The organism is Nocardiopsis sp. NPDC057823 (genome assembly GCF_042797335.1).
Taxonomy (GTDB): Bacteria; Actinomycetota; Actinomycetes; order Streptosporangiales; family Streptosporangiaceae; genus Nocardiopsis; species Nocardiopsis changdeensis.
Genome location: NZ_JBHVLR010000004.1, coordinates 140994 through 159214 on the forward strand (window position 1 = coordinate 140994; position 18221 = coordinate 159214).

17 protein-coding genes are annotated in these 18221 nt (G+C 74.0%); 12 read left to right on the plus strand and 5 right to left on the minus strand.

Annotated elements, in window-relative coordinates:
- Positions 1-6: 6 nt before the first annotated feature.
- Positions 7-783, minus strand: coding sequence for an endonuclease V (locus tag ACFVNO_RS09360; protein ID WP_355258106.1), 777 nt, complete (start codon positions 781-783; stop codon positions 7-9).
- A 244-nt stretch (positions 784-1027) separates the two neighbouring features.
- Between ACFVNO_RS09360 and ACFVNO_RS09365 the strand changes: the two genes are divergently transcribed.
- The 4 genes from ACFVNO_RS09365 (at position 1028) to ACFVNO_RS09380 (ending at position 5053) form a co-directional block, all read left to right on the plus strand.
- The gene (locus tag ACFVNO_RS09365) at positions 1028-1816 is read left to right on the plus strand and encodes an ATP-binding cassette domain-containing protein (RefSeq protein ID WP_378891026.1); all 789 of its coding nucleotides are present in this window, start codon (positions 1028-1030) and stop codon (positions 1814-1816) included.
- A complete protein-coding gene (locus ACFVNO_RS09370) occupies positions 1806-3914 on the plus strand; it encodes a YhgE/Pip domain-containing protein (RefSeq protein ID WP_355258112.1) in 2109 nt (702 codons plus the stop codon). Before ACFVNO_RS09365 ends, ACFVNO_RS09370 begins: the two co-directional genes overlap by 11 nt.
- Before the next feature lie 73 nt (positions 3915-3987).
- On the plus strand, positions 3988-4623 hold the full coding sequence (locus ACFVNO_RS09375; RefSeq protein ID WP_370634594.1) for a TetR/AcrR family transcriptional regulator: 636 nt from the start codon (positions 3988-3990) through the stop codon (positions 4621-4623).
- Positions 4624-4636: 13 nt separating this feature from the next.
- Entirely contained in the window at positions 4637-5053 is a 417-nt protein-coding gene (locus tag ACFVNO_RS09380; RefSeq protein WP_220563039.1) for a DUF3592 domain-containing protein, read from the plus strand.
- On the opposite strand, the gene ACFVNO_RS09385 is transcribed toward ACFVNO_RS09380, so the two are convergent.
- The gene (locus tag ACFVNO_RS09385; RefSeq protein WP_355258116.1) at positions 5050-6126 is read right to left on the minus strand and encodes an antibiotic resistance protein VanZ; all 1077 of its coding nucleotides are present in this window, start codon (positions 6124-6126) and stop codon (positions 5050-5052) included. The genes ACFVNO_RS09380 and ACFVNO_RS09385 overlap by 4 nt on opposite strands.
- Positions 6127-6650: 524 nt before the next feature.
- Between ACFVNO_RS09385 and ACFVNO_RS09390 the strand changes: the two genes are divergently transcribed.
- From ACFVNO_RS09390 to ACFVNO_RS09420, 7 genes are all read left to right on the plus strand, one after another.
- Entirely contained in the window at positions 6651-9182 is a 2532-nt protein-coding gene (locus ACFVNO_RS09390; protein WP_355258119.1) for a nitrate- and nitrite sensing domain-containing protein, read from the plus strand.
- 2 nt (positions 9183-9184) lie between these two features.
- Positions 9185-9631: a roadblock/LC7 domain-containing protein gene (locus tag ACFVNO_RS09395; protein ID WP_220563042.1), complete on the plus strand. Its 447-nt coding sequence runs from the start codon at positions 9185-9187 to the stop codon at positions 9629-9631.
- A gap of 9 nt (positions 9632-9640) precedes the next feature.
- Positions 9641-10090, plus strand: a complete 450-nt coding sequence (locus ACFVNO_RS09400) for a DUF742 domain-containing protein (protein ID WP_220563043.1) — start codon at positions 9641-9643, stop codon at positions 10088-10090.
- Positions 10071-10652, plus strand: coding sequence for an ATP/GTP-binding protein (locus ACFVNO_RS09405; protein ID WP_220563044.1), 582 nt, complete (start codon positions 10071-10073; stop codon positions 10650-10652). Before ACFVNO_RS09400 ends, ACFVNO_RS09405 begins: the two co-directional genes overlap by 20 nt.
- A 254-nt stretch (positions 10653-10906) precedes the next feature.
- A complete protein-coding gene (locus ACFVNO_RS09410) occupies positions 10907-11890 on the plus strand; it encodes an oxygenase MpaB family protein (protein WP_355258124.1) in 984 nt (327 codons plus the stop codon).
- A gap of 56 nt (positions 11891-11946) precedes the next feature.
- Entirely contained in the window at positions 11947-12924 is a 978-nt protein-coding gene (locus tag ACFVNO_RS09415; protein WP_355258127.1) for an oxygenase MpaB family protein, read from the plus strand.
- A complete protein-coding gene (locus ACFVNO_RS09420; protein ID WP_355258130.1) occupies positions 12921-14300 on the plus strand; it encodes an MFS transporter in 1380 nt (459 codons plus the stop codon). Before ACFVNO_RS09415 ends, ACFVNO_RS09420 begins: the two co-directional genes overlap by 4 nt.
- A gap of 42 nt (positions 14301-14342) precedes the next feature.
- Here the strand turns inward: ACFVNO_RS09420 and ACFVNO_RS09425 are convergent, their stop codons facing one another.
- The gene (locus tag ACFVNO_RS09425) at positions 14343-15254 is read right to left on the minus strand and encodes an NADP-dependent oxidoreductase (protein WP_355258133.1); all 912 of its coding nucleotides are present in this window, start codon (positions 15252-15254) and stop codon (positions 14343-14345) included.
- A 15-nt stretch (positions 15255-15269) separates the two neighbouring features.
- The gene (locus ACFVNO_RS09430) at positions 15270-16670 is read right to left on the minus strand and encodes a DHA2 family efflux MFS transporter permease subunit (protein WP_378891040.1); all 1401 of its coding nucleotides are present in this window, start codon (positions 16668-16670) and stop codon (positions 15270-15272) included.
- A 115-nt stretch (positions 16671-16785) separates the two neighbouring features.
- On the opposite strand from ACFVNO_RS09430, the gene ACFVNO_RS09435 reads away from it, so the two are divergent.
- A complete protein-coding gene (locus ACFVNO_RS09435) occupies positions 16786-17442 on the plus strand; it encodes a TetR/AcrR family transcriptional regulator (protein WP_378891043.1) in 657 nt (218 codons plus the stop codon).
- Here ACFVNO_RS09435 and ACFVNO_RS09440 read toward each other — a convergent pair.
- Positions 17439-18191 (minus strand): SDR family NAD(P)-dependent oxidoreductase, encoded by a 753-nt coding sequence (locus ACFVNO_RS09440; RefSeq protein WP_378891046.1) that lies wholly within the window; start codon positions 18189-18191, stop codon positions 17439-17441. The two genes, ACFVNO_RS09435 and ACFVNO_RS09440, sit on opposite strands and share 4 nt — an antisense overlap.
- Positions 18192-18221: the final 30 nt, after the last annotated feature.

Sequence of the window (18221 nt, forward strand, 5' to 3'; positions counted from 1 at the left end):
CGGGCCCTACTCCCCCGACGCGGTGCGGGCGGCCAGGACCTCCTTGCGGTGCTCGCCGCACAGCCGGTCGGCGTGGCGGACCGGCTCGGGCACCCGGTACTTCGGCGACAGGCGCAGCACCAGGTCGGCGGCGCCGTCCAGGTCCACCCGGTGGCCGACGGAGACGTAGACGGGCTTGACCCCGGCGCGTGTGCGCAGGACCCGGCCGATCACCTCGGCGCCGCCGGCGGCCAGGGCCGCGGAGTCGGGGACGACCTCCGAGCGCCCGGCGACCATGGGCGTCCACGACCCGCGCTCCCGCCCCGGCTCCGAGTGCCTGCCGTAGAGCACCGACTTGGCCGAGCCGACGACCGGCAGGTCGAGCAGGACCCCCAGGTGGGAGGCCACCCCGAAGCGGCGCGGGTGGGCCAGGCCGAACCCGTCGCACAGGTACACGTCGGGCGTGGTCTCCAGCCGGCCGAGGGCCTCCAGCACGGGCGGCAGCTCCCGGAAGGAGAAGAGCCCGGAGATGTAGGGGAAGGACACCTCGGAGGCGATGGCGACCGACTCCACGACCTCCAGGGTGGCGGCGTCCAGGACCACGGCGGCCGCCGAGAGCGCCGAGTCGTCCTTGGCGTAGCTGACGTCGAGCCCGGCGACCGTGCGGACCGCCGACGCGTCCAGCGGCTCCGCGCGCACCCGGCCGGCCATGCGGCGCTGGAGCGCCACGGCCTCCTTGGGATCGCTCGGCCAGTTCTCCGGGTCGTCCAGGATCCGGCCGACCCGTTCGGCGATGTCCGACACCCGACGCCTCCCCTCGCTTCGACGCGGCCCGCCGGAGGCGGGCCCCTCCCCCATACAACCGCACCCGGGCCGGGATCCGGCACAGGGCGGGCCGCCCGTCAAATCCTCGTGTGTTCCCGCCGCCGCAGCGTGCGTCGCGTTGTGCGCGGAGTCACGGCGTCGGATGCTCGGAGCGGCGGGCCGGGGCGGTACGGTGAACCCGCCGGTTTTGCACTGACCGGTCAGTTCAAAAAGGAGGCGGAGAATGCGTCTGGCCACCGGGGCCCGGGTCGTGGCGGAGGACGTCGCGCTGGTCACCCGCGAGGGTCCCGTGTACACGGGCGTGGACTTCACCGCGCGGCCGGGCACCCTCACCGTGTTCCAGGCCGACTCCGGCGGCGGGCGCAGCGCCCTGCTGCTGACCCTCACCGGCCGGATGCGGCCCACCTCGGGGACCGTGTACGTGGACGGCCACGAGCTGCCCCGGCGGGCGCGCCGGGTGCGCCGGATCAGCGCGCTGGGGCTGATGACCGAGGTCAACTCCCTGGACGAGCGGCTGCGGGTGGGCGAGCACCTGTCCGAGGCGGCGCTGCTGCGGTTCCGTCCCGCCGCGCGGGGGCTGGCCGACTTCGCCCTGGAGGCCGCCGACCTGGAGGACCTGGACCGGCGCACCTTGGTCAAGGAGCTGGACGCGCTCCAGCGCCGCCGCCTGGGCGTGGCGCTGGCCCTGATGGCCGAGCCCCGGCTGCTGGCCGTGGACGACGTCGACGGCGGGCTGTCCGACGAGCACCAGGCACTGATGTGGCGCAGCCTCAAACGGCTGACCGACGCCGGGCTGACCGTGATCGCCACCTGCGCCGACGCCGACGCCCTGGCCGAGGTCGCCGACACCGACACCCAGGGGCCGCTGCCCATCGACCAGGGCGACCCCCCGGACGGGGACTCCGCGGACTCCGGGGAGGGCGGGGAGATGCGCCTGTCCGAGCTGTTCGCCGACCGCGGGACCGCCGCCGGCGCCGAGGGAGAGGACGGGGACGACCGCCGTGACCGATGAGACCACCCGCCCCCGGTTCCGCCCCTTCGCGGTCCCCCGCCTGGGACTGCTCACCGTGCGGTCCTTCCTCCGCTCCCCGCTGCCCACCGCGGCGCTGGCCGCCCTGCTGCTCATCCCCCTGCTCTACTCCGGCATGTACCTGTGGTCCTTCTGGGACCCCTTCGGCCGGATGGAGCACCTGCCCGTCGCCCTCGTCAACGAGGACCGCCCCGTCGTGGTGGACGGCGAGGAGGTGAACGCGGGCGAGGAGCTGGCCGACACCCTCGTCGAGCGCGGCGACCTCGACTGGCACCTCGTGGACGCGCGGGAGGCCGCCCGCGGGGTCACCGAGGGCGACTACTACGTGTCCCTGACCATCCCCGAGACCTTCAGCGCCGACCTGACCTCGCCCTCCCGCGACCGCGAGCAACCGGTGCAGGCGATGCTGATCGCCCACTACAACGACGCCAACAGCTTCGTCGTGCGCCAACTGGCGGGCTCGGCCTTCAAGGAGGTCCGCGACGCCGCCGAGCAGACCGCGATCAAGGGCTACCTCGACCAGATCTTCCTGGGCTTCAACGAGATCCACGGCAAGACCGAGGAGGCCGCCGAGGGCGCCGGGATGCTGTCGGAGGGCGCGGGCGACGCCTACGAGGGGTCCGGCGAGCTGTCGACCAACCTGGGCACCGCCCACGAGGGCATGGGCGAGCTGGACACCGGGCTGGGCGAGCTGTACGCGGGCTCGCGGACCCTGGCCACCGGCGCCTCGACCGCCTCGACCGAGGTGTCCGCGCAGGTCGAGAAGATCGACGAGCTCGCCGACGAGTGGCTGCCCCGGCTGGAGGAGGACGCCCCCGACATCCAGGAGCGGGCCGAGCTGGTCGCCGACCTCTCCGGCGGCCTGGCCGACCTCCTGCACGAGCTCCCCGAGGAGATCGACACCGCCGGGCTGGAGGAGCTGGACGGGCGGCTGGACGCCTACCTGCGGGAGCACCCGGAGCTGGAGACCGAGCAGCCCGACCTCTACCTGCTGCTGTGCGACCTCCAGGAGGGGATGGGCATCGCGCTGTCCACGGCGACGTTCGTGGAGGACAACCGCGAGGACATCGTCTCCGCCGCCGACGAGGCGGCCGACCTGAGCGAGAAGGCCGCCGAGCTGGCCGAGGACCTGCCCGGGTACATCGAGGACGCCGAGGACGCCCGCGAGAAGCTCGACGAGCTGGACGAGGGCCTGGAGGAGCTGGCCGAGGGCGCCGGGGAGCTGCGCGACGGCCTGAAGGAGGCGTCCACCGCCTCCGGCGAGCTCGACGAGGGCCTGGGGCTGCTCAGCGAGGGCTCCGGCGAACTCCACGAGGGGCTGGGCGAGCTGTCCGAGGGCTCCGACGAGCTGGCCGGCGGGCTGGAGGACGGGGTCGGGGAGATCCCCACCTACAGCGACGCGGGCCGGGAGAACGCGGGCGACATGATGAGCGCCCCGGTCCGGCTGAGCAGCGAGATCGACAACGAGGCCCCCGACTACGGCACCGGGTTCGCGCCGTTCTTCGTCCCGCTGTCCCTGTGGGTGGGCGCGATGGTGGTGTTCATGGTGCTGCCGGCGCTGTCCACGCGCGCCCTGGCCTCCTCCGCCCCCTCCTGGCGGGTGGCGCTGGCCGGGCGGATCGCCCCGATGCTGCTGGGGTTCGGGCAGGTGGCCGTCATGATGGCGGCGCTGCACCTGCTGCTGGGGCTGCAGTCCTGGAACTGGCCGGTGCTCATCGCGTTCCTGCTGCTGACCGCCGCGGCGTTCGCCGCCACGGTCCAGTACCTGAACGTGCGGTTCGGCGCGGCCGGGCGGGTGGTGGCGCTGGCGCTGCTGGTGCTCCAGCTGACCTCGGCCGGCGGCACCTACCCGATCGAGACCAGCCCGGCGTTCTTCCAGGCGATCGGCCCCTACCTGCCGCTGCACTGGGGGGTGACCGCCCTGCGCAACCTGACGGGCGGCGGCGACCTGGACCTGGTCTGGCCCGCGTTCGGGGTCATGGCCCTGTGGCTCGTCGTGCCCCTGCTGCTGACCTGGATGACCGTGGACCGCAAGAGGGTGTGGACGATGAGCGCCCTGTACCCCTCCCTGAAGCTCTGAACAGGGCCGAGGGGGCGATGCCCGCGGCGGCGCCGGAGGAGTTCCGGTGCCGTTCGGGGGCAGAATGGACCGGATGAGTGTGAGCACCCCCGACCGACCCGTGAGCAACCGCCGCGAAGCCACCCGCCGGCGGCTGTTCGAGGCCGCCGTGACCCTGATCTCCGAGCAGGGGTACGGCGCCACCACCGTCGACGAGATCGCCGAGCGCGCGGGCGTGGCCAAGGGCACCGTCTACTACAACTTCGGCGGCAAGAGCGAGCTCTACACGGCGCTGATGGAATGGGGCATCACCCGGCTGGCCGACACCCTCAAGGAGGCGGCCCCCGACCCGGACGCCGACCCGGCCGAGGCCCTGACGGCGGTCCTGCGGGCCGGGGTGGAGTTCATCGGAGCGCACGAGGCACTGGCCCGGCTGCTCATGGCCGAGGCCTGGCGGACCAACCGGACCTGGTACACCACGGTCCGCCAGATCCGCACGGAGGCGATCGGCGTCGTCACCGCGCGCCTGGACGCGCTGGCCGCCATCGGACGGCTCCGGCCGGACCTGGACACCGGGCTTGCGGGATCCGCGCTGTTCGGCATGGTGGTGACGGTGGCCCTCGACTGGCGGACCCTCCAGCCGGACCGGCCGGCGGAGGAGGTCCACGCCACCCTGACCCGGATGGTCCACGGCCTCCTGGGGACGTCCGACTCCCCCGCAGACCCCTGAGAGGACGCCTGACATGGCCTCGCTGTACCCGCTGCTGCCCCTGCTGTCCGGGCTGGTCATCCTGGCGGTGGTCACCCGTGACACCCGGCTGGAGCTGCGCCTGATCCGCCACGGGGTGCGCGCCAAGGGGCGGGTCATCGGCTACCGCGAGACCTCGACGGCCTCGCGGATGGTCGTGCAGTTCCGCACCGAGGACGGCCGGGAGGTGCACGCCGAGCACGAGAACACGGGATGGACGGCCTCGCGGGCGGGTGAGATCGTCACCGTCTCCTACGACCCCGAGACCCCGGAGCTGGCCCGCATCGTGTCGGCGCCCTGGCTGTCGCACTGGGTGCGCGGCATGTTCGCCGCCCTGGGCGCGATCCTGGTCGCCGCCGGGGTGCTGCTGGGCTACCTCGCCTGGGACCTCGACTGGGACCCGGGAAGCTAGATCCGGGCCGCGGCGGGTTCGCGGGGCTCGGAGTAGCGGACCAGGCGGGACGGCAACGAGCCGTCGGTGATCGCCCGGGTGCGCACGCGGGTGCCGCACAGCAGGTCGGCCAGGCCGACCCGGTCCGGACGGACCAGCGCCGAACTGGCGTGCACCACCACGACGGCGAGCGCGATCCACGGGTGGCCGAACGCGGTGAGCAGCGCCACCGGGGCGGTGAGCAGCGCGGTGCGCGCCAGCACCCGCGGGCGGGAGGCGGGGGCGGGGCGGGCGGGCTCGGTGAGCGCCAGCCGGACGGCGGCGCGGCCGGGGGTGCAGCGGTCCCTGCGCACCTGCGGCACGAACACCCCGAAGACGGCGGCGGTGCCCAGCAGCACGGCGGTGCGGACGTGCCCGTCGGGGTCGGAGCCGATCACGCCCACGGCGGTCATGGCGGCGGTCAGGGTGCCCGCCCCGTACCACCACAGGCCCAGGTCGAGCAGGGTGCCCAGGGTGCGGCGGGTGAGGTCGGGCGCGACCCGGTCGGGCACCGCGCCCGGCCAGCCGCGGGTGTCGCCCCAGGGCCACAGCGGCAGCAGGAACCGGGCGAGCAGCCAGCCGGCGGCGGTCCCCGCGGCGCCGAGCGCGACGAACAGCGGGGACGCCTCGGCGTAGGCGCAGGGGTACACGCCCAGCAGGCCGGTGCCGCGGACGGCGTCGGCGGCCAGGGCCAGGCCCGACCCCAGCAACAGGGTGACGACCGGGCCGCGGCGGAAGCGGTCGCGGGCCAGCCAGCCGACGGGCAGGAAGAGCGCGAAGGCCAGGACCGGTCCGTACCGGTCGGCGGGCCCCTGGCCCGCCCCGGGCGAGCACAGCCCGTCGACGGCGGCGGGCAGCGGCCAGACGGCGTAGGCGGCCAGGGCCAGGCCGGCCGCCAGCGCGGCGAGGCTGGCGCGGCCGGGGCGGCCGTACAGCCGGCCGTAGCGCCGGTGCTGTCCGCGCAGGTAGAAGGCGGCGGCGAGAAGGACGAGCAGGGGAACGGCGACGACGGCCACGTCCACGGCCCCCTGCCCGGTGCCGAACGGTCGGATCACGCGCACTGCCCTCCCTGCTCCCTGTCCAGGGCGCAACGGTAGTACGCCGGGCGGCTCTCCGGGTATCGAACGCCTCTTTGAACCGATATGGTCGCTTTCGAACGTCGTCACACGGAGCACTTCTTGCACTTCGCTCCGCAATATGTGACATTCGCCCTATAGGCCCCCAGGGGCCGCCCACCCCAATAGTCCCGACCCTCCAGGCGGACGTTCCGCCTCGTCATGGCAGACTGCCTCCACCACCCGGATATTTCGTCGTTTCTCTGCCGAGATACGATCCCCGACGCCGAAATGCCGCGTTTGTGGTTACCCTGCGGTAGGTCCCGTGTCGCGACACCCCCGAGCGCACGCGGCCCGCAGGGCGGGCGACCCCTCAAGGGCCCGCGGTGTCGAGGACAGGGCACCGGTCGGGACGGCGCCCCTGATACCGCACCCCGAGAAGACTTTCGACGCGGATCGACAGGAGAACCGTGCAGGCAGTACCCCCGAGACGCGGGCGGACGATCGCGTCCCGCATCCGCGCAATGGTCACGATCCCCACGGCGGCCCTGCTCGCCCTGTGGCTGATCCTCACCCTGGTGTTGGCCTTCGACGCCGGGATGAAGCTGATCCGGGCCTCGGCGACCGACGACATGGTCACCCCGGCCGCCGTGGGCCTGGTCGACGCCATGCGCGAGCGCGCGCGCAGCATCGCCTACATCGAGCACTCCGACGACCAGGAGCTGGCCGCCGAGCTGGCCGAGGCCCGGGAGAGCACGGACGCCTCGCTCGGTGTGGTCATCGGCGAGCTCATCGGGTTCGTCGACCTGGCCCCCGGCGACTCCGGCCACCACATCACCATGCTCCACGAGGAGTACGGGCGGATCGACGAGATCCGGGCCGGGGTGGACGACGGCTCCCTGTCCCGCGACGAGGTCCTGGAGTACTACAACGAGTTGGTCCTGCACGGTGCCGACACGTTCGACAGCCAGGCCCGCACCGGCAACGAGGCGGAGTCGGTCGACCCCGGCTTCAGCGCCGTGTACATGTTCCGCACCGTCGACCTGTTCGCCCGCGCCGACGCCCAGCTCGCGCAGGGCTTCGCCGACGACGAGCTCACCTGGGAGGACCAGCTCGCCTTCGCCGAGCTCGTCAGCTCCTACCGGCACCTGCTGGAGGCCAACGGTCCCTACATCTCGGGCCCCGGGCAGGCCGAGCGGCTCGAAGCGGTACTGGACAGCCCCGAGTTCGCGCGGCTCACCGAGATGGAGTCGCGGATCATCGAGCGGCGGATCGAGACCGAGTCCGTCACCGACCCGGTCACCCTCGCCGTCACCGACGTCGAGAACCTGTCCATGCCGGTGAACCGCGACGAGTGGGCCGCCGACCACGCGTACGTGCTGGGCGAGCTCACCGAGATCGGCGCGGACGAGGCGTTCTACGCCGCTAGCATCACCCGTGACCAGGCCCACCGGGCCGTGTTCGTCGCCGTCGGCGGCAGCCTGGGCGTCGCCGCCGTCTTCAGCGTCGCCTTCCTGCTGGCCCGCCGCTCCTCCCGGTCGCTCACCGCCCGCCTGCTGCGCCTGCGCAACGACGCCAACGACCTGGCCGAGCAGCGCCTGCCCGACCTCATGGACCGGCTGCACCGCGGCGAGCGGGTGGACACCGACGCGATGCTGCCGCTCATGGCGACCAGCGACGACGAGATCGGCGACGTGGCCCGCGCGTTCAACACCGCCCAGCGGGCCGCGGTCGACGAGGCCGTCCAGCAGACGGAGCTGCGCCAGGGCATCAACCGGGTGTTCCTCAACATCGCCCACCGCAGCCAGACCCTGGTCCACCGCCAGCTGCGCCTCCTGGACAAGATGGAGCGCGAGCAGGAGGACCCCGAGCAGCTCGCCCAGCTGTTCAAGCTCGACCACCTGGCCACCCGCTCCCGCCGCAACGCCGAGAACCTGCTGATCCTCGGCGGCGAGGCCCCCGGGCGGACCTGGCACCGGCCGATGCCGCTCATCGACGTGCTGCGCGGCGCCATCTCCGAGTCCGGCGACTACACCCGGGTCAAGCGCGAGCGCATCGCCCGCGTGCACCTCAACGGCCCGGCCGTCGCCGACGTCATCCACCTGGTCGCCGAGCTGGTCGACAACGCCGCCATGTTCTCGCCCCCGCACACCCAGGTGCGGCTGAGCAGCGACGACGTGCCCAACGGTGTGACGATCGAGATCGAGGACCGCGGCCTGGGCATGACCGAGGAGGAGCTGGCCTCCGCCAACCGGCTGCTGGCCGACCCGCCCGAGTTCGACGTCATGCGCCTCAACGAGAAGATGCGCCTGGGCCTGTTCGTGGTGTCCCGCCTGGCGCACCGGCACGGCATCAAGGTGCACCTGCGCCCGTCGCCGTACGGCGGCGTGCAGGCGATCGTCCTGCTGCCGCACGAGATCATCACCGGCGAGCGCTCCTCGCTGCCCGCCTCCGAGGAGCAGGACGGCGACATCTGGGAGGTGCGCGAGATCATCGACCACGCCCCCGGCCGCGCCCTGGAGTCCGGGCCCACCCCGGTCCTGGCCCCGGTGCCCGCGGACGCGGGGACCCCGTCCGCCGACGCGGCTGAGGACTCACAGGTTGGCGACGCCCCGTCCGCCGGCGCGGAGTCCGGGGACGGCGCGACCGGCGCCGAGGCGCCCCCCGCCACCGGCGGCACCGACGTCCTCGACGGCGCCGACGTCCTCGCCGGGGACCCCGGCCCCCGGCCGCCACTGCCCACCCGCCGGCCCGCCATCAGCGCGGTCCCCGGCCCCGGGCCGGCGGCGCCGGAGCGGGTCGAGGCCGGCGGCGGACGGCCCTCCCTCCCCAAACGCCGTCCCCAGGAGAACCTGGCCCCGCAACTGGCCGCCGACCCCGAGCCCCCTGCTCGGAACGGTGACGCGGCGGGGGCCCCGGCCCCCGGCGCGGGCGGCGTCGACGGCGCCGAGCGGCTGGCGCGCCTGCGCCGGAACATGACCGCGTTCCAGAAGGGGACCGATCGCGGTCGGCGCGAAGGCAAGCAGCAGACCCACGAGACCGACAAGGACGACTGACAGTGACGAGTACTCCCGAACGCATCGAGCGCGAAGGCTCGGGCAAGAAGGACATCGACTGGCTGCTGGACGAGTTGCTCGAGCGCGCGGTGGGCTCCCGGCACGCCATCGTCCTCTCCGCGGACGGCCTGCTGATCGGCCGCTCGCGCGAGCTGGCCAAGGAGGACGCCGAGCACCTGTCGGCGGTCGCCTCCGCCTTCCAGAGCCTGGCCCGGGGCACGGGCCGGCACTTCGACGGCGGCGACGTGCTCCAGACCGTGGTCGAGATGGAGCGCGCCTACCTCTTCGTCACCGGCGCGGGCCGGGGCGCCTGCCTGGCGGTCCTGGCCGAGGAGAGCGCCGACGTGGGCCTCATCGCCTACGAGATGAACGTCCTGGTCGAGCAGGTGGGCCGCTACCTCGACGCGGCACCCCGCCATGAGGGAGCGACCGGAGAAGCCACGCGATAGGGGGCGGCCATGCAAGCGCACGACGCATTCGATCCGGGCACGGATCCCCACGGCCCGCCGCACCGCGACGCGGTCGGCGGGTACGGGGACGCGGAGCCGGGCGGACCGGACGGCCCGGAGGCCGGGCCGCTGGTCCGTCCGTACGTGATCGCCCAGGGGCGCGACCACGCCGACACGGTCAAGCTGGACATGATCAGCGTGGTCATCGCGGCCAAGCGGGCCGAGGTCGACGAGATGGCCCTGGAGCCCGAGCAGATCCGGATCCTGGAGCTGTGCCGCCGCCCCCTGTCGGTCGCCGAGCTGTCCGCCCACCTGGACATCCCGGTGGCCGTCGTGAAGGTCCTGCTCAGCGACCTCCTCAACCGCGGGCTCGCCCTGGCCCGCGCCCCTTACACAGCGAAGAGCCCGGTCAGCCGGGACGTACTCCAGGCGGTTCTCGATGGCATCCAGCGACTCTGACCTCTCCCGGGACATCGTTCCGTCCGCACTGAAGATCCTGGTCGCGGGCGGCTTCGGGGCCGGCAAGACCACCCTGGTGGGCTCGGTGAGCGAGATCGCCCCGCTCAGCACCGAGGAGGTGATGACCGAGGCCAGCTACGGCGTGGACGACCTGTCGGGCGTGGAGTCCAAGACGACCACGACGGTGGCGCTGGACTTCGGCCGCATCACCATCAGCCCCAGCCTGGTGCTGTACCTGTTCGGCACGCCCGGCCAGGAGCGCTTCTGGTTCATGTGGGAGGAGCTGTCGGAGGGCGCCCTGGGCGCCATCGTCATCGCCGACACGCGCCGCCTGGAGACCTGCTTCGCCGCGGTGGACTTCTTCGAGCGGCGGGGGGTGCCGTTCGTCGTCGCGGTGAACTGCTTCGACGGCGCGCACCAGTACGAGGCGGAGGAGGTGCGGGCGGCGCTGACCCTGGACCCGGCGATCCCGGTGGTCCTGTGCGACGCTCGCGTGCGCTCCTCGGCCAAGCAGGTCCTGCTCACCCTGGTCACCCGGGTCGCCGAGCGCATGGCCGCCTGAGCCGGGGCGCACCCCTCTTCTCGGGGCGGGCGGGTCGCGGACCCGCCCGCCCCGCGTGTTGCGGGGGCCCGTACGGGGGGTTACGAACCGGACACGGTTAGGGTTCGGCGGAGTGGCCACCGCACCCGGAGTCCTTGTACAAAAGGACATTCCGGGTAAAGTGCGCTCCGTGGCACGTCACGGATGTGCCCCGCCCCGCCGACCATGGACCCGTCACGGGCGGGCCCGCAGAGGTGACTGGAGTTGACTCCCCCATGAAGCGGTTCGAGTGGCGCGACCGGATCCACGCCCTGGACGCCGAGGCCGACTGCGAGGAGATCGTGCGCATCCTGGCGACGCACGAGTTCCCGTGGGACATCGAGCAGGCGCTCGGTCTGGCCCTGTACCGGACCTACGCGGTGCCGAGCGTCGGGGAGCTGCTGGCGCACACACAGGAGTTCACCGAGCGCACCCAGCACCGCTACGACGACACCGCGCTCATCCTCAACGACATCATGGAGCACGGGTTCGGCCCGGGGCGGGGACGCGACGCCCTGCGGCGGATGAACCAGATGCACCGGTCCTACGACATCTCCAACGACGACTACCGCTACGTCCTGAGCACGTTCGTCGTCATGCCGGTGCGCTGGATCAACGAGTACGGGTACGGCTGGCGCCGGCTGTCCGACCACGAGATCGCCGCGAGCACCAACTACTACCGCAGGCTCGGCAGGCACATGGGGATCAAGGACATCCCCGAGACCTACGCGGAGTTCCACGAGCTGTTCGACTCCTACGAGAAGGAGCACTTCGCCTACACCGAGGGCGGCCGGGCCGTCTCCGACGCCACCCTCGGGCTGATGGTGGACTTCTACCCGGCCTGGCAGCGCCCGCTGGTGCGCCCCTTCACCAAGGCACTGCTGGACGACCGCCTCATCACGGCGTTCCGCTACCCCGAGCCGTCCGCCGCCTGGCGCTCCCTGGCCGCGGGCGCGCTGCGCCTGCGGGCGAGGGTGGTCCGGTTCATGCCGCCGCGCACCGAGCCGCGCTGGGCCCGGCAGAGCCCGAACGTCCGCAGCTACCCCGGCGGCTACGACCCCTCGCGCATCGGCACCTTCCCCCAGGGCTGCCCCGTGCCCCACGGCATGGCCACCGTGGAGGTGCCCGCCACCGGTGCGCGGGTCCCCGCGGACGGCCAGGCCCTGGCCCCCGAGGGGGCGACGCCCGCCGAGACCCCCGAGGCCACCGGTACCGACTGATCCCGCCGATCCCGCACGCGCCCCCCGCCTCTCCCCTAACCCCGAAGGAGCCGCTGATGAAGCGTTTCGATTTCCGCGACGAGATCCACCGCCTGGACGCCGAGGCCGACTGCGTGCGGATCATGCAGATCCTCAACGCCCACGAGTTCCCCTGGGACATGGGCCGGGCCCTGGGCATCGCCCTGTACCGGACCTACGCGGTGCCGAGCATCGGGGAGCTGCTGGGCAGGACGGACGAGTTCACCGGCAAGACCCAGAAGCGCTACGACGACACCGCGCTCATCCTCAACAGCATGATGCGGTACGGGTTCGAGCCCGGCCAGGGCCGCGACGCCCTGCGGCGGATGAACCAGATGCACCGGTCCTACGACATCTCCAACGACGACTACCGCTACGTGCTCAGCACGTTCGTCGTCATGCCGGTGCGCTGGATCAACGAGTACGGGTACGGCTGGCGCCGGCTGTCCGACCACGAGGTCTCGGCGATCGTCCACTACTACCGCAGGCTCGGCAGGTACATGGGCATCAAGGAGATCCCGGAGACCTACGAGGAGTTCCGGGACCTGCTCGACGCCTACGAGAAGGAGCACTTCGCCTACACCGAGGGCGGCCGCAGGGTCTCCGACGCCACCCTCGACCTCATGGTGACCTTCTACCCGCCGCGGGTGGCCGGGCTGGCCCGCCGGTTCTCCATGGCGATCCTGGACGAGTCGCTGATCGAGACGTTCCGCTACGAGCCGCCGTCCAAGGCCTGGCGCAGGTCGGCGGACATCGCGCTGAAGATCCGCGCCAAGGTCGTGCGCCGGATGAAGCCGCGCGAGGAGCCGTTCTGGGCCGACCAGAACCCGAACATCCGCAGCTACCCCGGCGGCTACGACGTCAACAGGATCGGCACGTTCCCGGCGGGCTGCCCGGTCGCCCACGACGTGGACCCGGTCGCGCACGAGGAGCTGTACGGGAAGAAGGACGGCGCCTCCGCCGAGCCCGCCGAGGCCCCCGCGACCGCCGAGGCCGGAGCGGACGGGCGCGCGTGACCGCCACCTCCGAGCCCGCGACCGCCGGGACCGCCGCGCCTCCGGCGGCGGGCCCCCTGCCCCGCTCGGTGCACGCCTGGTACGGCAGCGGTGCGGTGGCCACCGGCGTCTTCAACACGGTGCCCGGCCTGCTGCTGCTCATCTACCTCACCGACACGCTCGCGGTGAGCCCGGCGGTGGCCGGCCTGGTGGTGCTGCTGCCCAAGCTGGTGGACCTGGCGGTCAGCCCCTACATCGGGGTCTGGTCGGACCGGACCCGCTCCTCCTGGGGGCCGCGGCGGCCGTGGATGCTGGCCGGCGCGCTGACCCTGCCGCTGCTGTTCGCCGCGATGTTCGCCGGCCCGCCGCTCCAGGGGAACGGAGCGGCGGTGTACGTGGCGGCGGTGTTCGTCGCCGCGGCGCTGGCGTCGTCGGCCTTCCAGGTGCCGCACGCGGCGATGCCCGGGGAGATCACCTCGGACTACCACGAGCGGTCGACGTTCACCGCGTGGCGGACCGTGTTCGTGGGCCTGGCCCTGATGCTCGGCGGGGCGCTGGCCCCCGTCGTCCAGAACGCGCCCGCCGACGAGGTGGCCGGGTACCGGCTCATGGGCGCGCTGATGGGCGTCGTGCTGCTGGTGTCCATGCTGGGCACGGTGGTCGGCACCCGCCGGGCGCCGCGCACCGTGTTCCCGCACCGCACCGAGGGCATGGCCGCCCAGCTGCGGACGGCGCTCACGCACCGGCACTTCCGGGTGCTGTTCCCCGCCCAGCTGCTGATGTCCGTGGCCAGCGGCACGATGGTGGCGGGCGTGCCGTACGTGACCGCGAACGTCATGGGCGAGCCCGCCTACACGAGCATCCTCATGGTGTGCGTGCTGGTCCCGCTGATGGCCGCCGCTCCGCTGTGGCGGCGGGTCTCCGTGCGGGTGGACAAGCGCCGGGCCGCCGCCTACGCGGCCGCCGTGTTCTCCGCGGGCGGTCTGGGGCTGCTGTGCATCCCGCTGGGGGGCGTGCCGGTCGCGGTCGCCTCCTCGGTGCTGGTGGGCGTCGGCCTGTCGGGAACGATGCTGCTGCCGTGGTCGATGCTGGCCGACTGCCTGGCCGCCACCGACGACGGCCGCCGCCAGGGCGGCGTGCTGTCGGGCGTGTGGACGGCGGGCGAGGCGCTGGCCCAGTCGGTGGGCACCGGCCTGCTGTCGCTGTCGCTCGCGCTGAGCGGCTACGTGGAGTCGGGCGCGGGCGAGGTCGTCCGGCAGAGCGACGAGGCGCTTCGGGGCATGCTGATCGGCAGCACCCTGGTCCCGGCCGCGGTGATGCTGCTGTGCCTGGTGCCGCTGGCGTTCTACCGCCTCACCGAGGCCGACACCGCCCCGGCCGCCGGGACACCGGAGTGATCCGCGGGGCCCGCCGGAGCGCGGGCCCCGCCCGTGTCCCCCTCAGGGTGTGAGGACGACCGCCCCGCGCCCGTGCCCGGAGTCGAGGATCCGGTGCGCGCGGGCGGCCTCGGCCAGCGGCAGGACCTCGCGCAGCTCCACCGCGTACTCGCCGCGCTCGTACAGGCCGACCACCGAGGCCAGCCGCTCGGCCGAGCGGACCCCGTCGACGGCCGCCGTGCCGAACCGGGCCGGGGCGTCCGGGGAGACCATGCTCAGCACCCTCTCCGGCGCGCCGACGATCTCCAGGACCTGCCGTAGCGAGGCGTCGTCGCGGGCGTCGTACCCGGCGTCGACCCCGTCCGGCGCGACGGCCCTGACCTGCTCGACCATGGTGTCCCCGTAGGTGACCGGGACCGCGCCCAGTGAGCGCAGGTGGTCGTGGTGGCGCTCGGAGGCCGCGCCGATCACCCGTGCCGCACCCCGGAGCAGGGCCAGCCGCACGATCGCCGAGCCCAGGCCGCCGGCGGCGGAGTTGACGAACAGGGTGTCGCCGGGGCCCACCCCGAGCGCTTCCAGGACCATGACCGCCCCCTGGCCCCGGGCGGGCAGGGCCGCCGCCTCGGCCTCCGGCAGGGCGTCCGGCCGGGGGACGACCTGGTCGGCGCCGACGACGATGTGTTCGGCGTAGGCGCCGAAGGTGGAGAAGCCCAGGACCGGGGTCCCGGCCGCCGGTCCCGCGGTCCCCTCTCCGAGGGCGTCCACGGTTCCGGCGAACTGGTTCCCGGGGACCAGCGGCAGGTCGATCCGGTCGCGCCAGGGGAGCTCGCCCCGGCGGATCCGCGCGTCGAGGGGCAGCGCGCCGACGGCGGCCACGCGGACGCGGACCTGCCCGGGGCCGGGCTCGGGCAGGGGCAGGTCGACGGGGGTCAGGACCTCGGGGTCCCCGAAGCGGGTGATGGCGACGGCGTACACGGTGCCTCCGTGGGTTCAGGCGTCCCGGTCGGGACGGGTGGCGGGCAGCAGGAGCGCGGGGAGCAGGGCGGCGGCGGTCAGGGCGGCCATCCACCAGAAGGCCGCCTGGAAGGCGGGGACCGGGTCGGCGGAGGCCGCGCCGCCCGTCAGGACCAGGGCGAGCCCGGCGGTCCCGGCCGCCGCGCCGACCCGTTGCAGCACGTTGAGGGCGACGGTGGCGTGCGGGATCCGGTCGGCTTCCAGTCCCCGGTAGGCGGCGGCGAGCAGGGGCACCGAGGCGGTGCCCAGGCCCGCGCCGCGGACGAAGAGGGCGGCGCCGAGCCACCACTGCGGGGTGTCGGCGGTGGCGAGCGCGAAGGGGACCGTGGCCAGGGCCGCCACGGCCAGCCCCGCGACCACGAGGTGGCGGGGGGCGAGCCGGTCGGCGGGGCCGCCGACGCAGAGGACGGCCAGGGCCACCCCGGCGCCCATGGGGGCCAGCAGCAGTCCGGCGTCCAGGGGGTCGGCCCCGGAGACGCGCTGGTGGAAGAGCGGCAGCAGGAACATGCCGCCCCAGATGCACAGCCCGAAGACGAACATGAGCGCGGCCCCGTTCCGGAACGGGGAGTGTGCGAACAGCCGCAGGTCCAGGGCGGGCGGCGGCGCGCCCTCGCGGGGCCGCAGGGCGCTCAGCGCGAAGCCGGAGAGCAGCAGCGCGCCGAGCCCGGCCCACAGGGGACCGGCCCAGGTCGTCGGGGAGGACAGCCCGTGCAGCAGGGCGACCAGGCCGAGGGAGAGCAGGGCCAGGCCCAGGGGGTCGAGGCGTTCGGAGCGGTCGGGTCCGCCCCGGGGGATCCCGCGCACGGCGGACAGGACGGCGACCGCGACCAGGGGCAGGACCAGGGCGAACACCCAGCGGTGGCCCAGGGACTCCAGGACCGCTCCCCCGGCGACCGGGCCGAGCACGGGGGCGAGCTGGCCGGGCACGCTGATCAGGGCCATGGCCCGGCCCACGCGGCCGGGTCCGGCGGCCCGGGCGAGGATCGCCATGGTGAGCGGCAGGACCATGCCGCCGCCGAACCCGGTGAGGGCCCGCATCACGATGAGGGACTCCAGGGACCAGGCCGCGCAGGACAGGGCGGCGCCGGCCCCGAACAGGGTGAGCGCACCGATCCAGGCCGCGCGGGGGCCGAACCGGTCCAGGGCCCAGCCGACGACGGGGATGGCTGCGGTCATGGCCAGGAGGTTGGCGGTCACGACCCACTGCACCCGGGACACGGGCGCGTCGAAGGCGTCGGAGAGGTCGTCGACCGCGACGGTGACGACGGTGCTGTCGGCCAGGGCGGCGAAGGCTCCGGCCAGGAGGACGGCGGTGAGCCGGACCAGGGGTGCGTCGAGGCGCTCCCGGCCCCGCGTGCGAGGGACTTTCTCGGACATGGAAAGTAAACTACACCGTGCAGTGTAGATTTGTCGCCGTGCCGTATCCGACCGCCGGATCGGGGAATACGCTGCTGGAGAGCCCGCCGCGACCCGAACCGAACGGACCCACCCGATGACCGCCCAGCGCCCCGCTCCCCCGCCGACCTGCGGCCGTCCCGCCAAGCACGCGGCCATCCTCGACGCGGCCCGGCGGGTGTTCCTGCGCGAGGGCTACACCCGCGCGAGCATGGACGCGATCGCGGCCGGCGCCGAAGTCTCCAAGCGCACCGTCTACAACCACTTCGGCGACAAGGAGGGGCTGTTCTCCGCGATCGTCGAGCAGAGCAGCGCCGCGGTCGCCGAGGACTTCGCCGCGACGGCCGCCCGCCACCTGGCCGACCCCGCGGACGCCGAGGAGGCCCTGGTCGCCTTCGGCGACGCGTGGGCCTCCCCCGGGCTGCACCGCCCCGACCACGGGGCGCTGGTGCGGCTGCTCATCGCCGAGGCGCTGCACTTCCCCGACGCCGTCCGGGTGTGGCTGGACACCGGCCCCGGGCCGGTCCGCCGGGGCCTGGCCGCGCGGCTGCGCGCGATGGCCGACCGGGGCCTGCTCGACATCCCCGCCGGAGGGGAGGAGACGGCCGCCGAGCACTACGTGGCGCTGGTGCAGACCCCGGCGACCAACCGGTCGTTCTTCAACGCGGCCCCCCTGGAGGAGGCCGAGCGCCGGGCCCTGGTCCGCTCCGGCGTCACCGCGTTCCTGCGCATCTACGGCCCCGGCCGCTCCTAGCGGCCCAGGCGGCGCCAGATCGGGCGCGGCATCAGCCGCATGCCCGCGAAGACCGGGGCGAGCACGCGCGGCGCCCACACCGTGGTCGCCCCCGAGCGCAGCCCCGCCGACACGGCCTCGGCGACCTGGGCGGGGGTGGCCGGGAACGGCGCCGGGTCCACGTGCGCCGACATCCGGGTGGGCACGTAGCCGGGGCGCACCACCAGCACCCGCGCCCCGCTGCCGTGCAGGGAGTCGGCCAGCCCCTGAGCGAACCCGTCCAGGCCCGCCTTGGCCGAGCCGTACACGAAGTTGAACCTGCGCACCCGCACCCCGGCCACCGACGACAGCACCACCAGCGCTCCGTGTCCCTGCTCGCGCAGGCAGGCGGCGACCGCCAGCCCGGCGGAGACGTGCCCGGTGTAGTTGACCGCCGCCGCGCGGGCCGCGGCCGCCGGGTCGGCCTCGTAGTCGGCCTGGGTGCCGAGCACGCCGAACGCGTCCACGACCACGTCGAGGTCGCCCACCAGGGCCACCGCCCCGTCGACCGTGGCGGTGTGGGTGTCGGGGGCGGTCGCGTCGAACTCCAGCGAGTGGACCTTCGCGCCCAGGGCGGCCAGGGCGGCCGGGGGCTCGGCGACGCCGCCGCGGGCGGCCAGCACCACCTCGCGGGCGCCCTCGCGCACCAGACGTTCGACGATGGCCAGGCCGATCTCGCTGCGGCCGCCGAGCAGCAGTACGGTCCGCACCGTTCCCACCGAGTCGCGCATGTGCCTTGGATGTCCTTCCGGGTGACGAAC

Bases quoted from the DNA above. Each gene is read 5' to 3' on its own strand.
- ACFVNO_RS09365 (WP_378891026.1), top strand. From the start codon at position 1,028: ATGCGTCTGGCCACCGGGGCCCGGGTCGTGGCGGAGGACGTCGCGCTG.
- ACFVNO_RS09375 (WP_370634594.1), top strand. From the start codon at position 3,988: ATGAGTGTGAGCACCCCCGACCGACCCGTGAGCAACCGCCGCGAAGCC.
- ACFVNO_RS09380 (WP_220563039.1), top strand. From the start codon at position 4,637: ATGGCCTCGCTGTACCCGCTGCTGCCCCTGCTGTCCGGGCTGGTCATC.
- ACFVNO_RS09390 (WP_355258119.1), top strand. From the start codon at position 6,651: ATGGTCACGATCCCCACGGCGGCCCTGCTCGCCCTGTGGCTGATCCTC.
- ACFVNO_RS09400 (WP_220563043.1), top strand. From the start codon at position 9,641: ATGCAAGCGCACGACGCATTCGATCCGGGCACGGATCCCCACGGCCCG.
- ACFVNO_RS09405 (WP_220563044.1), top strand. From the start codon at position 10,071: ATGGCATCCAGCGACTCTGACCTCTCCCGGGACATCGTTCCGTCCGCA.
- ACFVNO_RS09410 (WP_355258124.1), top strand. From the start codon at position 10,907: ATGAAGCGGTTCGAGTGGCGCGACCGGATCCACGCCCTGGACGCCGAG.
- ACFVNO_RS09415 (WP_355258127.1), top strand. From the start codon at position 11,947: ATGAAGCGTTTCGATTTCCGCGACGAGATCCACCGCCTGGACGCCGAG.
- ACFVNO_RS09430 (WP_378891040.1), bottom strand. From the start codon at position 16,670: ATGTCCGAGAAAGTCCCTCGCACGCGGGGCCGGGAGCGCCTCGACGCA.
- ACFVNO_RS09435 (WP_378891043.1), top strand. From the start codon at position 16,786: ATGACCGCCCAGCGCCCCGCTCCCCCGCCGACCTGCGGCCGTCCCGCC.
- ACFVNO_RS09440 (WP_378891046.1), bottom strand. From the start codon at position 18,191: ATGCGCGACTCGGTGGGAACGGTGCGGACCGTACTGCTGCTCGGCGGC.